The organism is Streptomyces sp. NPDC018263 (assembly GCF_055562575.1).
In genome coordinates this window covers 459,500-477,814 of sequence record NZ_JBVHFA010000004.1, presented here as the reverse complement: position 1 = coordinate 477,814, position 18,315 = coordinate 459,500, and the positions used below count along the sequence as shown (strand labels likewise).

Annotated in this window: 14 protein-coding genes; 6 read left to right on the top strand and 8 right to left on the bottom strand. The window is 70.5% G+C overall.

Annotation, left to right across the window (positions count from 1 at the left end; genetic code table 11):
* Nucleotides 1-252: 252 nt before the first annotated feature.
* Complete coding sequence (locus ACZ3HQ_RS14510) at nt 253-984, top strand: AfsR/SARP family transcriptional regulator (RefSeq protein ID WP_467510748.1); 732 nt, start codon at nt 253-255, stop codon at nt 982-984.
* Between the two features lies 1 nt (nt 985).
* Here ACZ3HQ_RS14510 and ACZ3HQ_RS14505 read toward each other — a convergent pair whose 3' ends face one another.
* Both ACZ3HQ_RS14505 and ACZ3HQ_RS14500 read right to left on the bottom strand, forming a co-directional pair.
* On the bottom strand, nt 986-2,194 hold the full coding sequence (locus ACZ3HQ_RS14505; RefSeq protein WP_467510746.1) for an HTTM domain-containing protein: 1,209 nt from the start codon (nt 2,192-2,194) through the stop codon (nt 986-988).
* Nucleotides 2,191-2,853 carry a DUF5819 family protein gene (locus tag ACZ3HQ_RS14500; protein WP_467510744.1) on the bottom strand — a complete coding sequence of 221 codons (663 nt, stop codon included), beginning with the start codon at nt 2,851-2,853 and terminating at the stop codon, nt 2,191-2,193. Before ACZ3HQ_RS14500 ends, ACZ3HQ_RS14505 begins: the two co-directional genes overlap by 4 nt.
* A 209-nt stretch (nt 2,854-3,062) precedes the next feature.
* On the opposite strand from ACZ3HQ_RS14500, the gene ACZ3HQ_RS14495 reads away from it, so the two are divergent.
* Entirely contained in the window at nt 3,063-3,812 is a 750-nt protein-coding gene (locus ACZ3HQ_RS14495) for a hypothetical protein (RefSeq protein ID WP_467510742.1), read from the top strand.
* Between the two features lie 66 nt (nt 3,813-3,878).
* On the opposite strand, the gene ACZ3HQ_RS14490 is transcribed toward ACZ3HQ_RS14495, so the two are convergent.
* The 3 genes from ACZ3HQ_RS14490 to ACZ3HQ_RS14480 all read right to left on the bottom strand — a co-directional run bounded on the left by ACZ3HQ_RS14490 (nt 3,879) and on the right by ACZ3HQ_RS14480 (nt 7,766).
* A complete protein-coding gene (locus ACZ3HQ_RS14490; protein WP_467510740.1) occupies nt 3,879-5,933 on the bottom strand; it encodes a phosphocholine-specific phospholipase C in 2,055 nt (684 codons plus the stop codon).
* A gap of 665 nt (nt 5,934-6,598) precedes the next feature.
* The gene (locus tag ACZ3HQ_RS14485; protein WP_467510738.1) at nt 6,599-6,736 is read right to left on the bottom strand and encodes a hypothetical protein; all 138 of its coding nucleotides are present in this window, start codon (nt 6,734-6,736) and stop codon (nt 6,599-6,601) included.
* A gap of 349 nt (nt 6,737-7,085) precedes the next feature.
* A complete protein-coding gene (locus tag ACZ3HQ_RS14480; protein WP_467510736.1) occupies nt 7,086-7,766 on the bottom strand; it encodes an NADPH-dependent F420 reductase in 681 nt (226 codons plus the stop codon).
* A gap of 388 nt (nt 7,767-8,154) precedes the next feature.
* On the opposite strand from ACZ3HQ_RS14480, the gene ACZ3HQ_RS14475 reads away from it, so the two are divergent.
* From ACZ3HQ_RS14475 to ACZ3HQ_RS14465, 3 genes are all read left to right on the top strand, one after another.
* Nucleotides 8,155-10,266 carry an MMPL family transporter gene (locus tag ACZ3HQ_RS14475; RefSeq protein ID WP_467510734.1) on the top strand — a complete coding sequence of 704 codons (2,112 nt, stop codon included), beginning with the start codon at nt 8,155-8,157 and terminating at the stop codon, nt 10,264-10,266.
* A gap of 260 nt (nt 10,267-10,526) precedes the next feature.
* Nucleotides 10,527-11,798: a sensor histidine kinase gene (locus ACZ3HQ_RS14470; protein ID WP_467510732.1), complete on the top strand. Its 1,272-nt coding sequence runs from the start codon at nt 10,527-10,529 to the stop codon at nt 11,796-11,798.
* Entirely contained in the window at nt 11,795-12,466 is a 672-nt protein-coding gene (locus ACZ3HQ_RS14465) for a response regulator (protein ID WP_467510730.1), read from the top strand. Before ACZ3HQ_RS14470 ends, ACZ3HQ_RS14465 begins: the two co-directional genes overlap by 4 nt.
* A gap of 250 nt (nt 12,467-12,716) precedes the next feature.
* Here ACZ3HQ_RS14465 and ACZ3HQ_RS14460 read toward each other — a convergent pair whose 3' ends face one another.
* The 3 genes from ACZ3HQ_RS14460 to ACZ3HQ_RS14450 all read right to left on the bottom strand — a co-directional run bounded on the left by ACZ3HQ_RS14460 (nt 12,717) and on the right by ACZ3HQ_RS14450 (nt 15,084).
* Nucleotides 12,717-14,246, bottom strand: a complete 1,530-nt coding sequence (locus ACZ3HQ_RS14460; protein WP_031181604.1) for a helix-turn-helix domain-containing protein — start codon at nt 14,244-14,246, stop codon at nt 12,717-12,719.
* Between the two features lie 84 nt (nt 14,247-14,330).
* Nucleotides 14,331-14,528 (bottom strand): DUF4236 domain-containing protein, encoded by a 198-nt coding sequence (locus ACZ3HQ_RS14455; RefSeq protein ID WP_031181605.1) that lies wholly within the window; start codon nt 14,526-14,528, stop codon nt 14,331-14,333.
* A gap of 79 nt (nt 14,529-14,607) precedes the next feature.
* The gene (locus ACZ3HQ_RS14450; RefSeq protein ID WP_467510727.1) at nt 14,608-15,084 is read right to left on the bottom strand and encodes a hypothetical protein; all 477 of its coding nucleotides are present in this window, start codon (nt 15,082-15,084) and stop codon (nt 14,608-14,610) included.
* A gap of 254 nt (nt 15,085-15,338) precedes the next feature.
* Here ACZ3HQ_RS14450 and acnA point away from each other — a divergent pair, with 254 nt between their 5' ends.
* Complete coding sequence (gene acnA, locus ACZ3HQ_RS14445; RefSeq protein ID WP_467510725.1) at nt 15,339-18,056, top strand: aconitate hydratase AcnA; 2,718 nt, start codon at nt 15,339-15,341, stop codon at nt 18,054-18,056.
* Nucleotides 18,057-18,315: the final 259 nt, after the last annotated feature.

Sequence of the window (18,315 nt, the reverse complement as noted above, 5' to 3'; positions counted from 1 at the left end):
CAGGGGCCCGGCACCCACACCCCGCAGGGCCTGTGAGCGGGGGAAACGGCGGATGATTCCGCGCAATTGGACAAACCCAAGTGGTCACAGCAAGCTGGTTCCACAGCGAGTTTTGCGGCTCGCCGGCGCTCTGCGCGGCGACCGCACGGCCGGGGCACGGGTGTCGCGGCTGATTCCTCTACGCCGCTGAGGCACGTTATGACCGCAGGTGATCAAGCAATCGCGCGCGGAGCCGTGCAGACCAAGCCCTCCGTGCGTATCGCTCTCCTAGGTGGTTTCGACCTCCTCGTCGACGACATTCCCGTAACGGTCCCGGTGGGCTCCCGACGGCTGCTGGCCTTCGTGGCGCTCAACTACCGCGCCCCCGTCCCCCGCGCGCTGATCGCGGGCAGCCTCTGGCCCAAGGTCGCCGAGCACTGTGCGTACACGAACCTGCGGGCGGCCCTGTGCCGGCTGCGCGGGCTCGGCGTCAGGGCGCTCGACATCTCCCCGACGGACGTGCGCCTCGCCTCCGACGTCACGGTGGACCTCCGCGACGCCCGGCTCCTGGCCCAGCACCTCCTCGACCCCGGCGTGCCACCCGCGCCGCTCCGCCTCAGCACGGCGACCGTGGACCAGCTCTCCGCCGACCTGCTGCCCGGCTGGTACGACGAGTGGTCGCTCCTGGAGTCCGACCACTGGCGGCAGTTGCGGCTGCATGCGCTGGAGGCGCTGACCGAGACCTTCATCGATTCCACCGAGTACGCCGGCGCCGTCGTCGCCGCCCAGGCGGCCGTCCAGGCCGACCCCCTGCGCGAGAGCAGCCAAGCCTCCCTGATCCGGGCCTACTTGGCGGAGGGCAATCCCTCCGAGGCGGTGCACCACTTCGAACGGTACGTACGGCGGCTGCGCGACGAACTCGGCCTGTGCCCCACCCAGCGGCTGCACCAACTGGTGGCGCGGGTGCGCCTGGCCGGGGGCGAGGGCGCGTATCTGAGCCGGTGAGTCACGCCTCGGCGGTCCGTCTGCCGCGCACCCGTTCCAGCAGGCGGCCGGCGGTGTCCGACACCCGGTAGCCGAGCCAGCGCAGGAAGCTCGTCGGCAGGAACACCGCGTCGGCGAAGACCATGGCCATCGAGAAGAACGGCAGCCCGCAGAGCACCGCGATCGAGGCGTGCTCGGCCATCAGGAGCGGCAGCAGCACGTTCTTCACCCGCCGGTTGAGCAGGGTGAAGGGGAACGCCACCTGGAGGATCACCGTCCCGTAGGTGATCGCGGTGACCAGTACGGCGCTGCTGTCGACCGTCCGGGACAGCGGGCCCCACGGGCTGAAGTAGGCCAGGTGCAGGGGGTAGTGGACCGCGGTGCCGTCCTGCCAGCGCGGGCCCTGGATCTTGTACAGCCCGGCCGTGGCGTACAGGATGCAGACCTGGGCGGCGATCACCAGCAGCGCCGCGTTGTGCACGACGTTGGCCGTGGCGTCCATGACGGTCCGCAGCTCGGTGCGGTCGGTGCGCTCCACCCAGAACCACAGTGCCTGGATCAGCCACATCCCCCAGAGGAACAGGGCCCAGCCCCAGGACAGTTCCGCGAAGCCGGTGAGCTGGGCGAGGGCCAGGAAGGTGCCGAGGAGGGTCCAGAGCACGATGCGGGTGAACTCCCCGTCCTGCGGCGCGCGCTCTCTGCGCCTCGCGTCCAGTGACCACACCTGGCCGCAGCGGGTGAGCACCAGGTACCCGGCGACCAGATGGATGAGGGTGTCACCGCCGTCGCCCAGCAGGACGTTGCGGTTCAGCAGCGCCAGCACGCCCACCATGAACAGCAGCGACATCGTGCGGGTGTGCCAGCCCAGCAGCAGCCCCAGGCTCGCGCCGATCGCGGCGAGGTAGACCAGCTCGAACCACAGGTCACTGTCCGACCACATCAGCACCGAGAACGCGCCGTTCGACGCGATCAGCCGCTGCGCGAGGTCGAACGACCACGGGCTGCCCGCGCCGTACAGCTCGTGCCGGTTCGGGAACTCCCGGAGCAGATAGAGCAGGAAGGTCAGCGAGAAGCCGATACGGACGATCGCTGCCTGGTACGGGAAGAGGGCCCGGCCGGTGATGTCGTTCAGGCACCGGACGATCCTGGCGTCGATCCGCCGGCTCATGCCCTTGAACGGGGAGGGCACCGGGGTGCGGTCCGGGGCGGTGCGGTCCGTGTCGGCGGTCACCGGAAGTCCTCCTCGGAGACGGGCCACCAGGTCAGCGTCTGGTAGGTGACCGGCGACTCGTCGTTCTCGTCGCTCCACTTCGGCGGGGCGATCGGGTGGTACGTGGAACGGAGCTGCACCTTGACCACCTGCCCGCCCAGCAGGTCCGCCCCGAGCCGGCCCGCCGCGATCCGGCGTACGTACACCTCGGCGAGCTGCCCCTGGAGGCCGATGGGGCGGCCCTTGGCGTCATGGGTCCGGGTGTAGAAGTCCCACGCCTGGCGGAGCAGGTTCTGGTCGGCGTGGCTGGGGGCGGGGTTGTCCCGGATCTCCTTCAGGTCCTGCGCGGTCAGGGACACCCAGTCCGAGGTGCGCAGGGAGCCGTCGGGCAGGCGCACCTCGGCGCGGGCGTCGACGTGGATGTTCCCCTGGAGCGGGTTGGGGGCGAACAGCTTCCAGTTCTGGTCGAACTCCGGGTAGACGTAGCTGTTCACCAGCTCCCGGTGCTCCTTGCTGATGGCGTTGGCGGGCGCCAGGTAGAGGAAGAGCAGCAGCAGGTGGATGATGACCGCCATCGCCGTCACCACGATGACCGTGGCGAGCCAGAGGCGCGCGGGCCTGGACCACGAGACGTTCAGCCGGGGAGGCAGGGCGTCGCCGTCCTCGTGTCGTTCCACCATGCTCCCCCTGACCTGGGGTTCCCGGACCTGCCGATCATGTGGGACCAGCTTAAGGAGCGGGGCGGCGAGAGGGGTCTTCTGTTCGGCCGAACGGGGTCGGTTGTCCGGCGCAACCAGTATCACGGTGCCGTCACGCTGGACCAACGCCGCCGTCATGGCCGGTGCCTCAGGTTGGAGAAGTATCTGTCCCAGCTCCTGAGGGAGGCATCATGGCGGCGCGCAAGTGGAGGCACATACCCAAGGCGATCGGGGCCACCTACCTGGCCGTGGCACTCGTCGGAACAGGCGGTGTCATGGCCGTCGGAGCGCCGGCCCATCCGACGAAGGCGCCGACGTCGTCGGCGGCCGCGCCCAACATCGCCTGCAAGCTCGTCCTGCGCAACGGCCAGATCGTCGCCGTGAACGCCAGGACCGGCGTCCGCGTCGACCCCCGGCTGTGCGACCGCGGCGGCGGAGGCACCGGCGCCACGACCACAGGCGCGACGACAGGCGGCGGAAGCACAGGTGCCACGACCACGGGTGCCACCACGACGACGACCGGCGCCACCACAGGCGCCACCACCACCGGAGCGACCACCACGGGCGCGACCACCACAGGCGGCACCACCGGCGCGACGACGACCGGCGCGACCACGGGCGGCACCGGCGGTACGGGTGCGACGACCACCGGCGCGACCACGGGCGGCACCGGTGGTACCGGCGCGACGACCACCGGTGCGACGACCGGCGGTGGCGGTGGTACGGGTGCGACGACCACCGGCGCGACGACCGGCGGCGGTGGCGGCACCGGCGCGACGACGACCGGTGCGACGACCGGCGGCGGCGGTGGTACGGGTGCCACGACGACCGGTGCGACGACCGGCGGTGGCGGCGGCACTGGTGCCACGACCACCGGTGCGACCACCGGCGGTGGCGGCGGCACCGGCGCCACGAGCACCGGTGCGACCACCGGAGGCTGAGAGCGAGCAGCAGACCCGTAACGCCGGAGACCGCAGTTCTCGTGGGTCTCCGGCGTCACGGCGTGATCACACCGTGGCGGTCGCCGGGTCGCTCGTGCTCGGCGCGCCCGTCTCCACGTGCCCCGCGAAGCGGCGTACGAAGGCGGTGTCGCCGCTCGCGGTGACCGTGACGTCGTACCAGCGGTTCCCGGCGGCGACGCCCCAGCCCTTGACGACGCGGGAGGCGCCCGGCCGCACGGTGTACGTGTAGTGCCGGGCCGGAGCGTAGGCGTCCGTGGCCGTGAAGGTGACGGCGGTGCTGCCCGCGTTGGTGAAGGTCAGGGTGACCTGCCCGGCGGAGTTGTCGTGCCGGGCGGTGACCTCGGGGCCGACGGCGGAGTTGGTGCCGGCCTGACGGCGTAGGAAGCCGTTGGGGCCGAAGACGGAGAAGTCGTAACGGGTGCCCGGCAGCGCCCAACTGTCGGTCAGACTCTTGCCGGACTCGACGGTGTACGGCCAGGGCCCGTCGGTGCGGGTGGCCGAGGTGACATGGAAGGCCGCCCCGGCGGCGCCGAGCGCGGCGAAGGTGAACTGCATCCGCCCGCCGACCGCCTTGGTGTCCACGGCCAGGTCGTACGGCAGCGCCCGTGCGCCGCGCGTACCGCGCTCCTGCTTGGGCAGGGCGCCGGCGGCCGGGGGCTTGGGCACGTAGTCGCCGGGGTTGGTGTGGTCCGGCGGCCGGTATCCGCTGGTGTCGGGCAGGCCGGGCGCGGAGGTGGCGCCGCGCGAGAAGTCGAAGGCCGAGGTGAGGTCACCGCACACCGCGCGCCGCCAGGGCGAGACATGGGGGTTGCGCACCCCGAACCGCTTCTCGATGAACTGCACGACGGAGGTGTGGTCGAAGGTCTGCGAACAGACCCAACCCCCGGTGCTCCAGGGTGAGATGACGAGCATGGGCACGCGCGGCCCGAGCCCGTACGGCCCGGCTGCGTACCCGGACGAGCCGCCGTACAGCTCCGTCGTCACATCGGCCGTGGACAGGCCGCGCGCGGCGGAGGCGGGCGGGAAGGGCGGTACGACGTGGTCGAAGAAGCCGTCGTTCTCGTCGTAGGTCAGCAGCAGGACCGTACGGCTCCAGACGTCCGGGTTGGAGGTGAGCGCGTCCAGGACCTGCGAGATGTACCAGGCGCCGTAGTTGGCGGGCCAGTTGGGGTGCTCGCTGAAGGCTTCGGGGGCGGCGATCCAGGAGACCTGGGGGAGGGTCCCCGCGGCCACGTCGGCGCGCAGGCGGTCGAAGTAGCCGTCGCCGTCGGCCGCCCTGGTGCCGGTGCGGGCCCGGTCGTAGAGGGGGTCTCCGGGCTTGGCGTCGCGGTACTGGTCGAAGAACAGCAGGGAGTTGTCGCCGTAGTTGCCGATGAACGCGTCTGCGGTCCATCCCCAGCCACCGGCCGCGTCCAGGCCGGTGCCGGTGTCCTGGTAGACCTTCCAGGAGACGCCCGCCTGCTGGAGTATCTCCGGGAACGTGGTCCAGGAATACCCGGCCTCCTCATTCCCGAGCACCGGCCCGCCGCCCTTGCCGTCGTTCCCGGAATACCCGGTGTACAGGTAGTAACGGTTCGGATCGGTGGAACTCAGCATTGAGCAGTGGTAAGCGTCGCAGACGGTGAACGCGTCCGCGAGCGCGTAATGGTACGGAATGTCCGCGCGCGTCAGATAAGCCATCGTGGTCGTGGACTTGGCGGGAATCCACTTGTCGTAGAGACCCCCGTCGAACGCCGCGTGCGTCCCGGCCCAACTGTGGTCCAGATCCTGGATGAACCGCATCCCCAGCCGGTCGGCATCCGGCCGGAACGGCAGCGTCTCCCGCCCCGCCCCGTCCACCTGGTGAAACACACTCTTCCCCGACGGCAGCCCCACCGGCCGCGGGTCCCCGAACCCCCGCACGCCCCTCAACGTGCCGAAGTAGTGGTCGAACGACCGGTTCTCCTGCATCAGCACGACGACATGCTCCACATCGGCGAGCGTCCCCGTCCCCGCCACGGGCGCGATGGCCGCGGCCCGCGCGATCCCCTCGGACAACTGCGCGGCAGCCGCGCTGCCCGCGGCAATCTGCAAAAACCTGCGACGACTGACTTCGGGCACGGGATATTCTCCTTGAATTCACTCGGCGTTCTCGCGCGGGGGTTTTTGCGAATTGCCGCGAGCGCTGAACAGTGCAGTGCAGTTGTCTTTATGTGTCAAGGGGCGGGAATGCGTTCGGCCGGGTCACGAACATGGCGGCGCGACGCCCGAGTTCATCTCGCGCGCCGCCGGGGCGGGGTGCCGTCGGGCGCCCCGCACACCCTCTCTTCCCGCGGCGGCAGGCGAACCTGGCCGGCTTCTCGCTTCTAACGCACGGCGGTCCGACACCGTTGTCCGGTCCTCCCCAAGCGGGCCACCGGGCGGCGATGCCCGCCACCGTGTCTCCCCTCCCAGCCCGTCGAGCACCCGACCGGCTCCGTAGCCGACCGCACCGGAGGCGATCGGGGTCGCCGGACCGGAGATCACCGACCGTGCGCTCGCCGCGCGCCGGGCCACGGGGTCGGAACGGCCGACGTTCAGGCCGCTGCACGGCCGCTCCGTCAGCCGCACCGAGGCGTCCTAGGTGACCCGCACCGTCGGCAACGACGTACGCCGGGCCGCTACCTGGAACTGACGCCCAAGCTCACCTGGACGGTCATCGCCGTGGGCGCCGCGCTGCCCGGCTGGCCCCGACCCGGCGACGCGGGCCTCACCGGACTGGCCGCCCGGACGGCCGAGGCCATCGGCTACCAGGAGCGCCGGTACGCCATGGGCATGTACCGCAGGGCCGCCGCATCGGTGTGCTTCACCGTCTCCACGCTCGTGGCCAACGCCCCGTCGCTGGGAGCCCCGTTCGACGACGCGACGCCGAACCGGAACATCATCCTGGAACATCCTGCGCGACGCCTCGCCCGAGTACCCCGCCATCGACGAGCGGATAGGCCCCGGCGACGACGTGCTCGTGCTGCCACTGCTGTCCCACCGCGACCCGGGCCTCCGGGACGACCCCGAGCAGGCCGCGGGAAAGGTCCCCTCCTCCGCCTCCTGGGTGTCGAGGACGTGCGCATGGTCCGGCCCGCGCGAGCGCGGGGGTGACGGCGGCCGCCGGTGAGGCGGCTTACGGGCCACGCCCGCGTGGACCGGCCTCGTACGGACGCCGTCTGCGCGGCCCTCGGAGCATCGGCAGACAGTCCAGAACCTGAGAAGCCCTAGCAGGCGCGTGGAGGTACTCCCTCAGGCCCGGAAGTCCGCCGGGCGTTCCGGGGACGCTTCGGCCAGGGCCTTGCGGACCTCCTCGACGCCCGCCCGCAGGCCGTAGACCGGGGTGCCCGGCTGCTGGCGCCAGGAGTCGGTGATGCCGCCGGCGTCGACCGTGTCGAAGCCCAGTTCCTCGATCAGGGCCTGGACGGCCCGCTTGGCGACCTCGTCGTCGCCGGCCACCGGGAGGGCGAGGCGGTCCGGGTCGCCCGCCGGGCGCGGGCGGTCCAGGATGTCCTGGGCGTAGGTGCCGTTGAACGCCTTGATCACTGGGTGGCCGAGGTGCCGCTCGGTCCAGCGACTCTCGGTGAGGCCCTCATCCTCGATGGCCGCGATCCGGCCGTCCCGTTGCGGGTAGTAGTTGCCGGTGTCGATCACCGCGGCGCCCTCGGCCGCGCCGTCCAGCAGGCCGTCGGGCAGCAGCGGAACCGCCTTCAGCGGGACGGTGACGACCACGACATGGGCGCCTTCGGCCGCGTCCTCGACACGGACCGGGGTCGCGCCGGTCTCCTCGGCCAGCTCGCGGAGCGTTTCCGGGCCGCGGGAGTTGGCGACGGCGACGTCGTGCCCGAGGGCGGTGAGCCGCCGGGTGAGGTTGCCGCCGATGTTTCCCGCGCCGATGATGCCGATCTTCATGGCTGACCTCCGGATTTTCATGCGTGCGCATGCGTCTGTCACCGGGGTCAACCTCACGGGACCGGGCCCTATTCCTGCCGCTCCCGGACCGGTGTGACGGCGCACGGGCTCGCCTTGGAAGACAACGGTGGGCGCTGCTCTGACGGAACGGTGGGCGCTGCTCTGACGGTCTGTGCGGATGATGGGACGCGAGTGCTCACGGCGGCGCGGACGCCGTCGTGAGCCCCGGGTGGGCCCCGGCGCCCTTCCGGGGCGGCGCGCCGTCCGCCGACTACTCCCCAGGGAGTAATCCGCACCCCCCGTCGCCTCCGGCAGTACACGTCACCTCCCCCTCTCGCCCGACGAAAGCCGTGGTTCTCACCGGAAGTCTGGGGACCGAAGCAGACGTCACCCGGAGGGAGACCGGCCAATGAGGGCCGCAGAAACAACCACGACGAGGACGGGACGCAGGCGAGTCGTTCCATGGGCCGTGCTCGGGCTGTGGATTGCCGTGATCGCGATCGTCGGGCCGTTCGCGGCGAAGCTCGCCGACGTGCAGCACGACAAGGTCACCGACTACCTGCCGGCGAGCGCGGACTCGACGCAAGCGGCGAAGATCGAGGACAAGTTGCCTGGGGGCGAGACCACCGAGATGGTGCTCGTCTACCACCGGGACGGCGGGCTCAGCGCCGCCGACCGGAAGACCGCGGCCGCGCAGGTCGCGGAGATCACGCGGCAGCACGAGCTGATCGGCGGTGCTCCCGAGGGGATTCCGTCCAAGGACGGCACGACCCTGATGTACCCGGTCGCCAGCAATGAGCCCGGGGCGAACGAGGAACAGCGGGACAAGCTCGTCAACGACGTCCGCGAAATCGCCCAGGGCGAAGGCGGGTTGAGTGTCGACGTGGGCGGCACCAGCGCGCTGGCCACCGACTCCGGCGCGGTCTACGACTCGCTCGGCGGACCGCTGCTCTACACCACGGTCGCCGTCGTCGCCGTACTGCTGATCCTGATCTACCGCAGCCCCGTGCTGTGGCTCGTGCCCCTCGTCGTCGCCGGGATCGCCGACTACATGTCCATGGGTGTCGCCTACGGCCTCAACCAGGCCTTCGGCACGACCGTCTCGGGGCAGAGTTCGGGTGTGATGACGATCCTCGTGTTCGGGGCGGGCACGGACTACGCGCTGCTGCTCGTCTCGCGCTACCGGGAAGAGCTGCGGCGCTTCGAGCGACCGTACGAGGCCATGGTCGCCGCCCTGCGAGGCTGCGGGCCCGCCGTGCTCGCCTCCTCAGGCACCGTCGCCGCCGGACTGCTGTGCCTGCTCGCCGCCGACCTCAACAGCAGCCGGGGCATGGGCCCGCTCGGCACCGTCGGTGTGCTGTGCGCGCTGATCGCGATGACGACCCTGCTCCCCGCCATCCTCGTAGTGGTCGGACGGCGTGTGTTCTGGCCGCTCGTGCCCGTCTTCGGGAGTACGCCCAAGCAGCGGCGGAGCCTGTTCTCGGCGATGGGCGGCTCGGCCGGACGCAGGCCGCTGACCGTACTCGCGAGCGGTGCCGTACTGCTCGGCGCCCTCGCCCTGGGCTCGCTCAACCTGCCGGGACCGCTCAAGCAGGAGGACTCCTTCGTCAGCAAGCCGGAGGCCGTCGTCGCGATGGAGACCCTTGCCAAGTCCTATCCCGGGCAGGGCAGCCAGCCCATCGACGTGATCACCCCGCAGGGGCGCGCCGACGAGACCCTCGCGACCGTCCGTGGCACACCGGGCGTCGGCAGCGCGGAGAAGGGGCGTACGGGAGACGGCTGGACCGAGATCTCCGTCTTCGCCAAGAGCGCACCCCAGTCGGCGGGGGAGACTGCCACCATCAAGTCCCTGCGGCACGAACTGAAGGGCTCGTACGTCGGCGGGGACAGCGCCCAGCAGATCGACCTGGAGGCAACCAACGCCCGGGACACGAAGATCATTGTGCCGCTCGTCCTCGTCTCCGTGATGCTCATCCTGATCGGGCTGCTGCGGAGTCTGGTCGCACCGCTGCTCCTGGTGGTCGCGGTCGTCGCGGTGTGGGGCGCCTCCCTCGGGATCGGCGGACTGGTCTTCGAACCGCTCCTCGGCCTCAAGGGCACCGATCCGGGGCTCGGACTGCTGTCCTTCGTGTTCCTGGTCGCCCTCGGCGTCGATTACGGCATCTTCCTCATGCATCGGATGAGGGAGGAGTCCCTGGCGGGAGCAGATCCGACCGCGGCGGCACTCACCGCGCTGCGCACCACCGGCGGCGTCATCGCCTCCGCCGGACTGGTCCTCGCCGCGACCTTCGCCGTGCTGACGAACATGGGCCTGGTGCAGTTGGTCCAACTCGGCTTCGTGATCGCCGTCGGCGTCCTGCTCGACACCTTCCTCGTACGGACGTACCTGGTGACCAGCGCCAGCGTCGCCCTGGGCCGGAAGGTGTGGTGGCCGGGCGTGCTCTCACGGGAGCCTGTCCCGGCCGAACGGATCGGACCGTCCGAGCCGCCGCGGCAGGCGGAAACCGTCGGCGCACCTTGAGCACGCTGACCGAACGCCTCGATCGAGGAATCTGATCGAACGCTCTGATCCAGCACGCCGATCGAGCACCTTGATCCGGCGGGCCCGCCCGGGTGCCGCTCCTTCCTGAGGGGCCCCGGGTTCCCGCACGAGTACCGAAAGCACGAGTACCGGAAGATGGAGCCGTGGAAGAACGGGGAGTGACCACAGGGGTACGCGACCGGTCGGCGGCGGAGACGAGGGCCGGTGGCGATGGGCGGTCCCGTCGCGTCGAGCACATCATGTCCGCCATCAACCGCGAACCGCTGACCGCACCGCACCGCACCCGCAACGACGCGGTCCTCGCGCTGGGCGTCGCCGTGCTCGCCGTAGCCATCGCCCTGATGGGCGGCGAAGGGGTCCCGCCCGACCATCTCGGCTGGACGCTGCTGCTCGCCGGGCATGTGCCCCTCGTATGGCGGCGCCGCCGTCCGGTCGTGGCCCTGCTCGGGGTGGTGGCCTGCGTGGCTCCGTACTACGCCCTCGACTACAACCCCGCCCTGCCCATCCCCGCGACCGTCCTGGCGCTCTACACCGTCGCAGCGACCGGCACCGTACGCCGCACGCTGATCACCGGTGTCGCCGTCCTCGGCCCGACAGTGATCAGCGACGCCCTCACCAACCCGAAGGGGGCGCCGGAGTCCCTGGAGATCTCCGGCTGGATCATCGCGGTCCTGTTCATCGGTATCGACGTCCGCTACTACCGCTGGTTCGTCGCCTCCATCGTCGAACGGGCCGAACGGGCCGAACGCACCCGGGAGGAGGAGGCCAGGCGCCGCGTCGCCGAGGAACGGCTGCGGATCGCCCGTGACCTGCACGACCTGCTCGCCCACAGCATCACGCTCATCGGCGTGCAGACGTCCGTGGCGGCCCACGTCCTCACCGCCGACCCCGATCGCCTCGACCGCAAGGCCGTCGCCCAGGCACTGGACGACATCGCGGGGACCTGCCGGACCGCCCGGGGGGAACTGCGTACGACGCTGGAGGTGCTGCGGGCGCATGACACGGTCGTGGGAGCGGGCGCGGATCTGGGAGCGGGGGCCGGTTCCGTGTCCGGTTCTGTTTCCGGGGCCGAGGACATGCGGGGGCCGCTGCCCGGCATCGACGGACTGGCCGGTCTCGCGGAGACCGGCCGGGTGGCCGGGGCCAAGGTCGAACTGTCCGTCCGCGCGGACGGCATCCCGCCCTCCGTAGGCGCCACCGCGTACCGGATCGTGCAGGAGGCGCTCACCAACGCCGTACGTCACGGTGGCCGCGAGGACCTCACCGTGCGGGTGGGTCTGTGGACCGCGGACGGCGCACTGCAGGTGAGTGTCAGGGACGACGGGACCGGCGGGAACGCCGGCTCGGGCGGCGGGGTGGGCCCGTCCGACGGCAGGCCGGGGTTCGGGCTCGTCGGCATGCGGGAGCGGGCCCGTAGCGTGGGCGGGACACTGGACGCCGCTCCGGGGCCCGCAGGGGGCTTCGAGGTGACCGCCACACTGCCGCTGTCCCGGGAGGACGAGGTTCGATGACCATCCGCGTACTGCTGGCCGACGACCAGACCCTCGTACGGGCCTCCTTCGCGATGCTCGTTTCGTCGGCCGGGGACATGGAGGTCGTCGCCGAGGCGGGCACCGGGCGGGAGGCCGTGGCGCTGGCCCGGTCGGCGCGGGCCGATCTCATCGTGATGGACATCCGCATGCCCGACCTCGACGGGATCGAGGCGACCCGGCTCATCGCCGCCGACGAGGATCTCGCGGGGGTGAAGGTGCTCGTCCTGACGACGTACGAGACCGACGAGCACATCGTCGAGGCACTGCGGGCCGGGGCGTCCGGCTTCCTCGTGAAGGACATCAGGCCGGCCGAACTCCTCGACGCCATCCGGACGGTGGCCGCGGGGGAGTCCCTCCTCTCGCCCGGTCCCACATCGCGGCTGATCGCCCGCTTTCTGCGCGCGCCGAACACCGCGACGGCATCCGCAGTGGGAGGGCCGAGCGGGTTGTCCGAACGGGAACGGCAGGTACTCGCGTTGGTCGCGCGCGGTCTCAACAACTCCGAGATCGCCGAGGTGTTGGGACTCAGCCCGCTGACCGCCAAGACCCATGTCAGCCGGATGATGGGCAAGTTGGGGGCGCGGGACCGGGCACAGTTGGTGATCGTGGCGTACGAGTCAGGGCTTGTGATACCCGGGACTGCCTGAGCTCGGGCCGACTCCGGGTCACGCGAAAGCCGGCTGCGAGCGCCCTCACGGACACCTCGTGCCGGGGCCGCCCGTCCGGGGACAGGCTGGGGACTTTCTGGTGACTTACCGCCGCGTGAACAGGGAAGTCCCTGACAGCACTGAAAGGTTCGAACGCGCTGGTCAGGGCCTGTTCTCCCAGCACTCGATGACGTTCACCCACGTTGAGGTGTCGTGCCCCTTGTCTCCAAGGGGCACGACACCGCGCTGCTCAGATGTCCCGGAAGATCTCGATCTGCGCCCCGATCGAGTTCAACCGCTCCGCGAGGTCCTCGTACCCCCGGTTGATGACGTAGACGTTGCGCAGCACCGACGTGCCCTCCGCGGCCATCATCGCCAACAACACGACGACCGCCGGCCGAAGCGCGGGCGGGCACATCATCTCCGCCGCGCGCCAGCGTGTCGGGCCCTCGACCAGGACTCGGTGGGGGTCCAGCAACTGCAGGCGGCCGCCGAGGCGGTTGAGGTCGGTGAGGTAGATCGCCCGGTTGTCGTAGACCCAGTCGTGGATGAGGGTCTGGCCCTGGGCGACCGCGGCGATGGCCGCGAAGAAGGGGACGTTGTCGATGTTGAGGCCGGGGAACGGCATGGGGTGGATCTTGTCGATCGGCGCCTCCAGCTTGGAGGGGCGGACCGTGAGGTCGACCAGACGGGTACGGCCGTTGTCCGCGAAGTACTCGCGGCTGCGGTCGTGGTCGAGGCCCATCTCCTCCAGGACCGCCAGCTCGATCTCCAGGAACTCGATCGGCACCCGGCGCACCGTCAGCTCCGACTCCGTCACCACGGCCGCCGCGACCAGGCTCATCGCCTCGACCGGGTCCTCGGAGGGGGAGTAGTCGACATCGATGTCGATGTTCGGCACGCCGTGCACGGTCAGCGTGGTGGTGCCGATGCCCTCGACGCGGACGCCCAGGGCCTCCAGGAAGAAGCAGAGGTCCTGGACCATGTAGTTCGAGGACGCGTTGCGGATGACGGTCACGCCGTCGTGGCGGGCCGCCGCCAGCAGGGCGTTCTCCGTCACGGTGTCGCCGCGCTCGGTCAGTACGATCGGGCGGTCCGGGCGGACCGTGCGGTCCACCACGGCGTGGTACTGGCCCTCGGTCGCCGCGATGTCCAGGCCGAACCGGCGCAGCGCGATCATGTGCGGCTCGATGGTGCGGGTGCCGAGGTCGCAGCCGCCCGCGTACGGCAGCATGAAGCGGTCCATGCGGTGCAGCAGCGGCCCGAGGAACATGATGATCGAGCGGGTGCGGACGGCCGCCTCCGCGTCGATCGCGTCCATCTCCAGCTCGGCCGGCGGGACCAGCTCCAGGTCGACGCCGTCGTTGATCCAGCGGGTGCGCACGCCGATGGAGTTCAGGACCTCCAGCAGGCGGTACACCTCCTCGATGCGCGCCACCCGGCGCAGCACCGTACGCCCCTTGTTGAGCAGGGACGCGCAGAGCAGCGCCACACACGCGTTCTTGCTCGTCTTGACGTCGATGGCGCCGGACAGCCGGCGGCCGCCGACGACCCGCAGGTGCATCGGACCCGCGTAGCCCAGCGACACGATCTCGCTGTCCAGGGCTTCACCGATCCGGGCGATCATCTCAAGGCTGATGTTCTGGTTGCCGCGCTCGATGCGGTTGACCGCGCTCTGACTGGTGCCGAGCGCGTCCGCGAGCTGCGCCTGAGTCCAGCCACGGTGCTGCCGGGCGTCACGGATGAGCTTGCCGATGCGTACGAGGTAGTCGTCTGACATGAGCTTGAGGCTATCTCAGATATGAGATCGCGCCTCTCGGGGGGTCCGTTCGGGTGACGCGGGGTCAGCGGCCGCCGGTGAGGGTCAGCGCTTCTTGGTCGTCGTCTTGCGCCAGCCGAACGGGCCCGGCAGGTCCATCGAAGTCGTGCGGCGTCCGGTGCTGCTGTGGGTGTGACGGGGACCGTGCTTGCCACCGCCGGTCGTGATGGACCAGGAGTGGCGGTTGATGTTCAGCCGCACGCCGGGAAGGATGCGGAAGCTCTTGCGGAACGTCAGGCCCATGGCTGTCTCCTCAGCTTGTCGGCGCCTCTGAGGGGCGCTCAACTCGGATACCCCCATATGGCTTACTGATGGCCGCCGCTCACCCCTCCCGCCCGCGCTCCTTCCGGCGCAGTGCCCGGCGCTGCCTGCCGGGGAGGGTTTGCGCCAGTTCGCCCACTTCGCACAGCTCGTGGCCCTCGCCGGCCCGGCACCACCACACCGCTCGCCCGTTCGCTCCGACATCCGCGTGCACCCCGATGCGGTGCTCCGGGCACACCGGCCACACCTGCCACAGCACCGCCTGGACCGTCTCCTGTGCCGCCTCCGCGATGCCGGCGGCGTCGGGGTCCTGCGCGTCACCGTGCCACCGGCCGTCGGGCAGCGCCGCGTGGTACTGGTCCGGGAGGTTCTCGTCGTCCGACGGTGTCCACATCAGCCGCATCGGCCCGGCCTCCGGCAGGGTCGCCGCCAGGTCCCGGTTGACGGCGTCGAGCGCGGCCGCCCGGTCGGGGCGGGCGGCGAGGTCGACGGGGCGCGGGTGCCCTGTGGAGTGCTGTCGGGGCGGGAAGTGGCTCATCCGGTGATCGTCCCAGCCGCGGGCCCCTGTGCGCCGCCCCATTCCTGGGGTGACGGACCGGTCACACCCGCCATCCGGGCATGACCATCCAGCCCCCATGTACTAGAGTTATCTCGACATCGAGATATCTGCCGAGGCGCACCGCGGCAGCCACCCCGGTAAGGGTTACCTAACTTAGCCTTACCTTAGCGGATTGCTGGACCGGCGTGGCGGCAGGATGCGGTGGAACGCGCACATCAATGAAGGAGACTGTCGTGTCGGCGAACAGCTTCGACGCCCGCAGCACGCTGCAGGTGGGCGACGAGTCGTACGAGATCTTCCGGCTGGACAAGGTCGAGGGCTCGGCCCGCCTGCCCTACAGCCTGAAGGTCCTGCTGGAGAACCTGCTCCGCACGGAGGACGGCGCGAACATCACCGCCGACCACATCCGCGCCCTCGGCGGCTGGGACTCGCAGGCCCAGCCCAGCCAGGAGATCCAGTTCACGCCGGCCCGCGTGATCATGCAGGACTTCACCGGCGTCCCCTGTGTCGTGGACCTCGCGACCATGCGTGAGGCCGTCGCGGCGCTCGGCGGCGACCCGGCGAAGATCAACCCGCTCTCCCCGGCCGAGATGGTCATCGACCACTCCGTCATCGCCGACAAGTTCGGCACCAACGACGCGTTCAAGCAGAACGTCGACCTGGAGTACGGCCGCAACAAGGAGCGCTACCAGTTCCTGCGCTGGGGTCAGACCGCCTTCGACGACTTCAAGGTCGTCCCGCCGGGCACCGGCATCGTCCACCAGGTGAACATCGAGCACCTGGCCCGCGTCGTCATGGTCCGTGACGGCAAGGCGTACCCCGACACCCTGGTCGGCACCGACTCGCACACCACCATGGTCAACGGCCTCGGCGTGCTCGGCTGGGGCGTCGGCGGCATCGAGGCCGAGGCCGCCATGCTCGGCCAGCCGGTCTCCATGCTGATCCCGCGCGTCGTCGGCTTCAAGCTCACCGGTGAGCTGCAGCCCGGCACCACCGCCACCGACCTGGTGCTCACCATCACCGAGATGCTGCGCCAGCACGGTGTCGTCGGCAAGTTCGTCGAGTTCTACGGCGAGGGTGTGGCCGCCACCTCCCTGGCCAACCGCGCCACCATCGGCAACATGGCGCCGGAGTTCGGCTCGACCGCCGCGATCTTCCCGATCGACGACGAGACGCTGAACTACCTGCGCCTGACCGGCCGCAGCGACCAGCAGGTCGCCCTCGTCGAGGCGTACGCCAAGGAGCAGGGCCTCTGGCTGGACCCGAAGGCCGAGCCCGACTTCTCTGAGAAGCTGGAGCTGGACCTCTCCACGGTCGTCCCCTCCATCGCCGGCCCGAAGCGCCCGCAGGACCGCATCGTCCTCGCGAACGCCGCCGAGCAGTTCAAGTCGGACGTCCTCAACTACGTCGACGTCGTGGACGAGGCGGGCAAGGAGTCCTTCCCGGCCTCCGACTCCCCGGCCGTCGCCCCCAACGGCACCCCGTCGAACCCGGTCACCGTGACCGCCCCCGACGGCACCACCTACGAGCTGGACCACGGTGCGGTGACGGTCGCGGCCATCACCTCCTGCACCAACACCTCCAACCCGTACGTCATGGTCGCCGCGGCGCTCGTCGCCAAGAAGGCCGTGGAGAAGGGCCTGACCCGCAAGCCGTGGGTCAAGACCACGCTGGCGCCGGGCTCGAAGGTCGTCACCGACTACTTCGACAAGGCCGGCCTGACCCCGTACCTGGACAAGGCGGGCTTCAACCTCGTCGGCTACGGCTGCACCACCTGCATCGGCAACTCCGGCCCGCTGCCGGACGAGGTCTCCAAGGCGATCAACGACCACGACCTCGCGGTCACCTCGGTGCTCTCCGGCAACCGCAACTTCGAGGGCCGGATCAACCCCGACGTCAAGATGAACTACCTGGCCTCGCCGCCGCTGGTGGTCGCGTACTCCATCGCGGGCTCCATGAAGGTGGACATCACCAAGGACGCCCTGGGCACCGACCAGGACGGCAACCCGGTCTACCTCAAGGACATCTGGCCCTCCGAGGCCGAGGTCAACGAGGTCGTGGCCAACGCCATCGGCGAGGACATGTTCGCCAAGTCCTACGAGGACGTCTTCGCGGGCGACGCCCAGTGGCAGGCGCTGCCGATCCCGACCGGCAACACCTTCGAGTGGGACGCCGAGTCCACCTACGTCCGCAAGCCCCCCTACTTCGAGGGCATGCAGACCGAGCCGTCCCCGGTCACCGACATCACCGGTGCCCGCGTGCTGGCCAAGCTGGGCGACTCGGTCACCACCGACCACATCTCCCCGGCCGGTGCCATCAAGGCCGACACCCCGGCCGGCAAGTACCTCACCGAGCACGGTGTGGAGCGTCGTGACTTCAACTCCTACGGCTCGCGCCGTGGCAACCACGAGGTCATGATCCGCGGCACCTTCGCCAACATCCGCCTGCGCAACCAGATCGCGCCGGGCACCGAAGGCGGCTACACCCGCGACTTCACGCAGGAGGGCGCGCCGGTCTCCTTCATCTACGACGCCTCGCGCAACTACATCGACCAGGGCATCCCGCTGGTCGTGCTGGCGGGCAAGGAGTACGGCTCCGGCTCGTCCCGCGACTGGGCCGCCAAGGGCACCGCGCTCCTCGGTGTCAAGGCCGTCATCGCCGAGTCCTACGAGCGCATCCACCGCTCCAACCTCATCGGCATGGGCGTGCTGCCGCTCCAGTTCCCGGAGGGCGCCACCGCGGCCTCCCTCGGCCTGACCGGCGAGGAGACCTTCTCCTTCACCGGCGTCGAGGAGCTGAACAACGGCACCACCCCGCGCACGGTCAAGGTCACCACCGACACCGGCGTGGAGTTCGACGCGGTCGTCCGCATCGACACCCCCGGCGAGGCGGACTACTACCGCAACGGCGGCATCATGCAGTACGTGCTGCGCAGTCTGATCCGCAAGTAAGGTTCGGCGCAACGCAGTTGAGGGCCGCATCCCCGGTGACGGGGGTGCGGCCCTTCGCCGTGCCCGGGGAGGTGAGCGGCGGGGGTGCTCCGGGCGGGGCCGGGGGGACGGGGTGCCCGCCCGGAGCGGACAGGGGTGGTGCGCGGTGCTGAGCGGCTTGGCCTGCGGTGGGGCGCGACAACGTTGTCTGGTGGTCCGTCCCTGACTCTACCCGGCCAACGGACAACGATGTCAAGGCACTTGAGCCATCCGAGCGGCC

Bases quoted from the DNA above. Each gene is read 5' to 3' on its own strand.
- ACZ3HQ_RS14500 (WP_467510744.1), bottom strand. From the start codon at position 2,853: ATGGTGGAACGACACGAGGACGGCGACGCCCTGCCTCCCCGGCTGAAC.
- ACZ3HQ_RS14495 (WP_467510742.1), top strand. From the start codon at position 3,063: ATGGCGGCGCGCAAGTGGAGGCACATACCCAAGGCGATCGGGGCCACC.
- ACZ3HQ_RS14485 (WP_467510738.1), bottom strand. From the start codon at position 6,736: ATGATGTTCCGGTTCGGCGTCGCGTCGTCGAACGGGGCTCCCAGCGAC.
- ACZ3HQ_RS14480 (WP_467510736.1), bottom strand. From the start codon at position 7,766: ATGAAAATCCGGAGGTCAGCCATGAAGATCGGCATCATCGGCGCGGGA.
- ACZ3HQ_RS14475 (WP_467510734.1), top strand. From the start codon at position 8,155: ATGAGGGCCGCAGAAACAACCACGACGAGGACGGGACGCAGGCGAGTC.
- ACZ3HQ_RS14470 (WP_467510732.1), top strand. From the start codon at position 10,527: ATGTCCGCCATCAACCGCGAACCGCTGACCGCACCGCACCGCACCCGC.
- ACZ3HQ_RS14465 (WP_467510730.1), top strand. From the start codon at position 11,795: ATGACCATCCGCGTACTGCTGGCCGACGACCAGACCCTCGTACGGGCC.
- ACZ3HQ_RS14460 (WP_031181604.1), bottom strand. From the start codon at position 14,246: ATGTCAGACGACTACCTCGTACGCATCGGCAAGCTCATCCGTGACGCC.
- ACZ3HQ_RS14455 (WP_031181605.1), bottom strand. From the start codon at position 14,528: ATGGGCCTGACGTTCCGCAAGAGCTTCCGCATCCTTCCCGGCGTGCGG.
- ACZ3HQ_RS14450 (WP_467510727.1), bottom strand. From the start codon at position 15,084: ATGAGCCACTTCCCGCCCCGACAGCACTCCACAGGGCACCCGCGCCCC.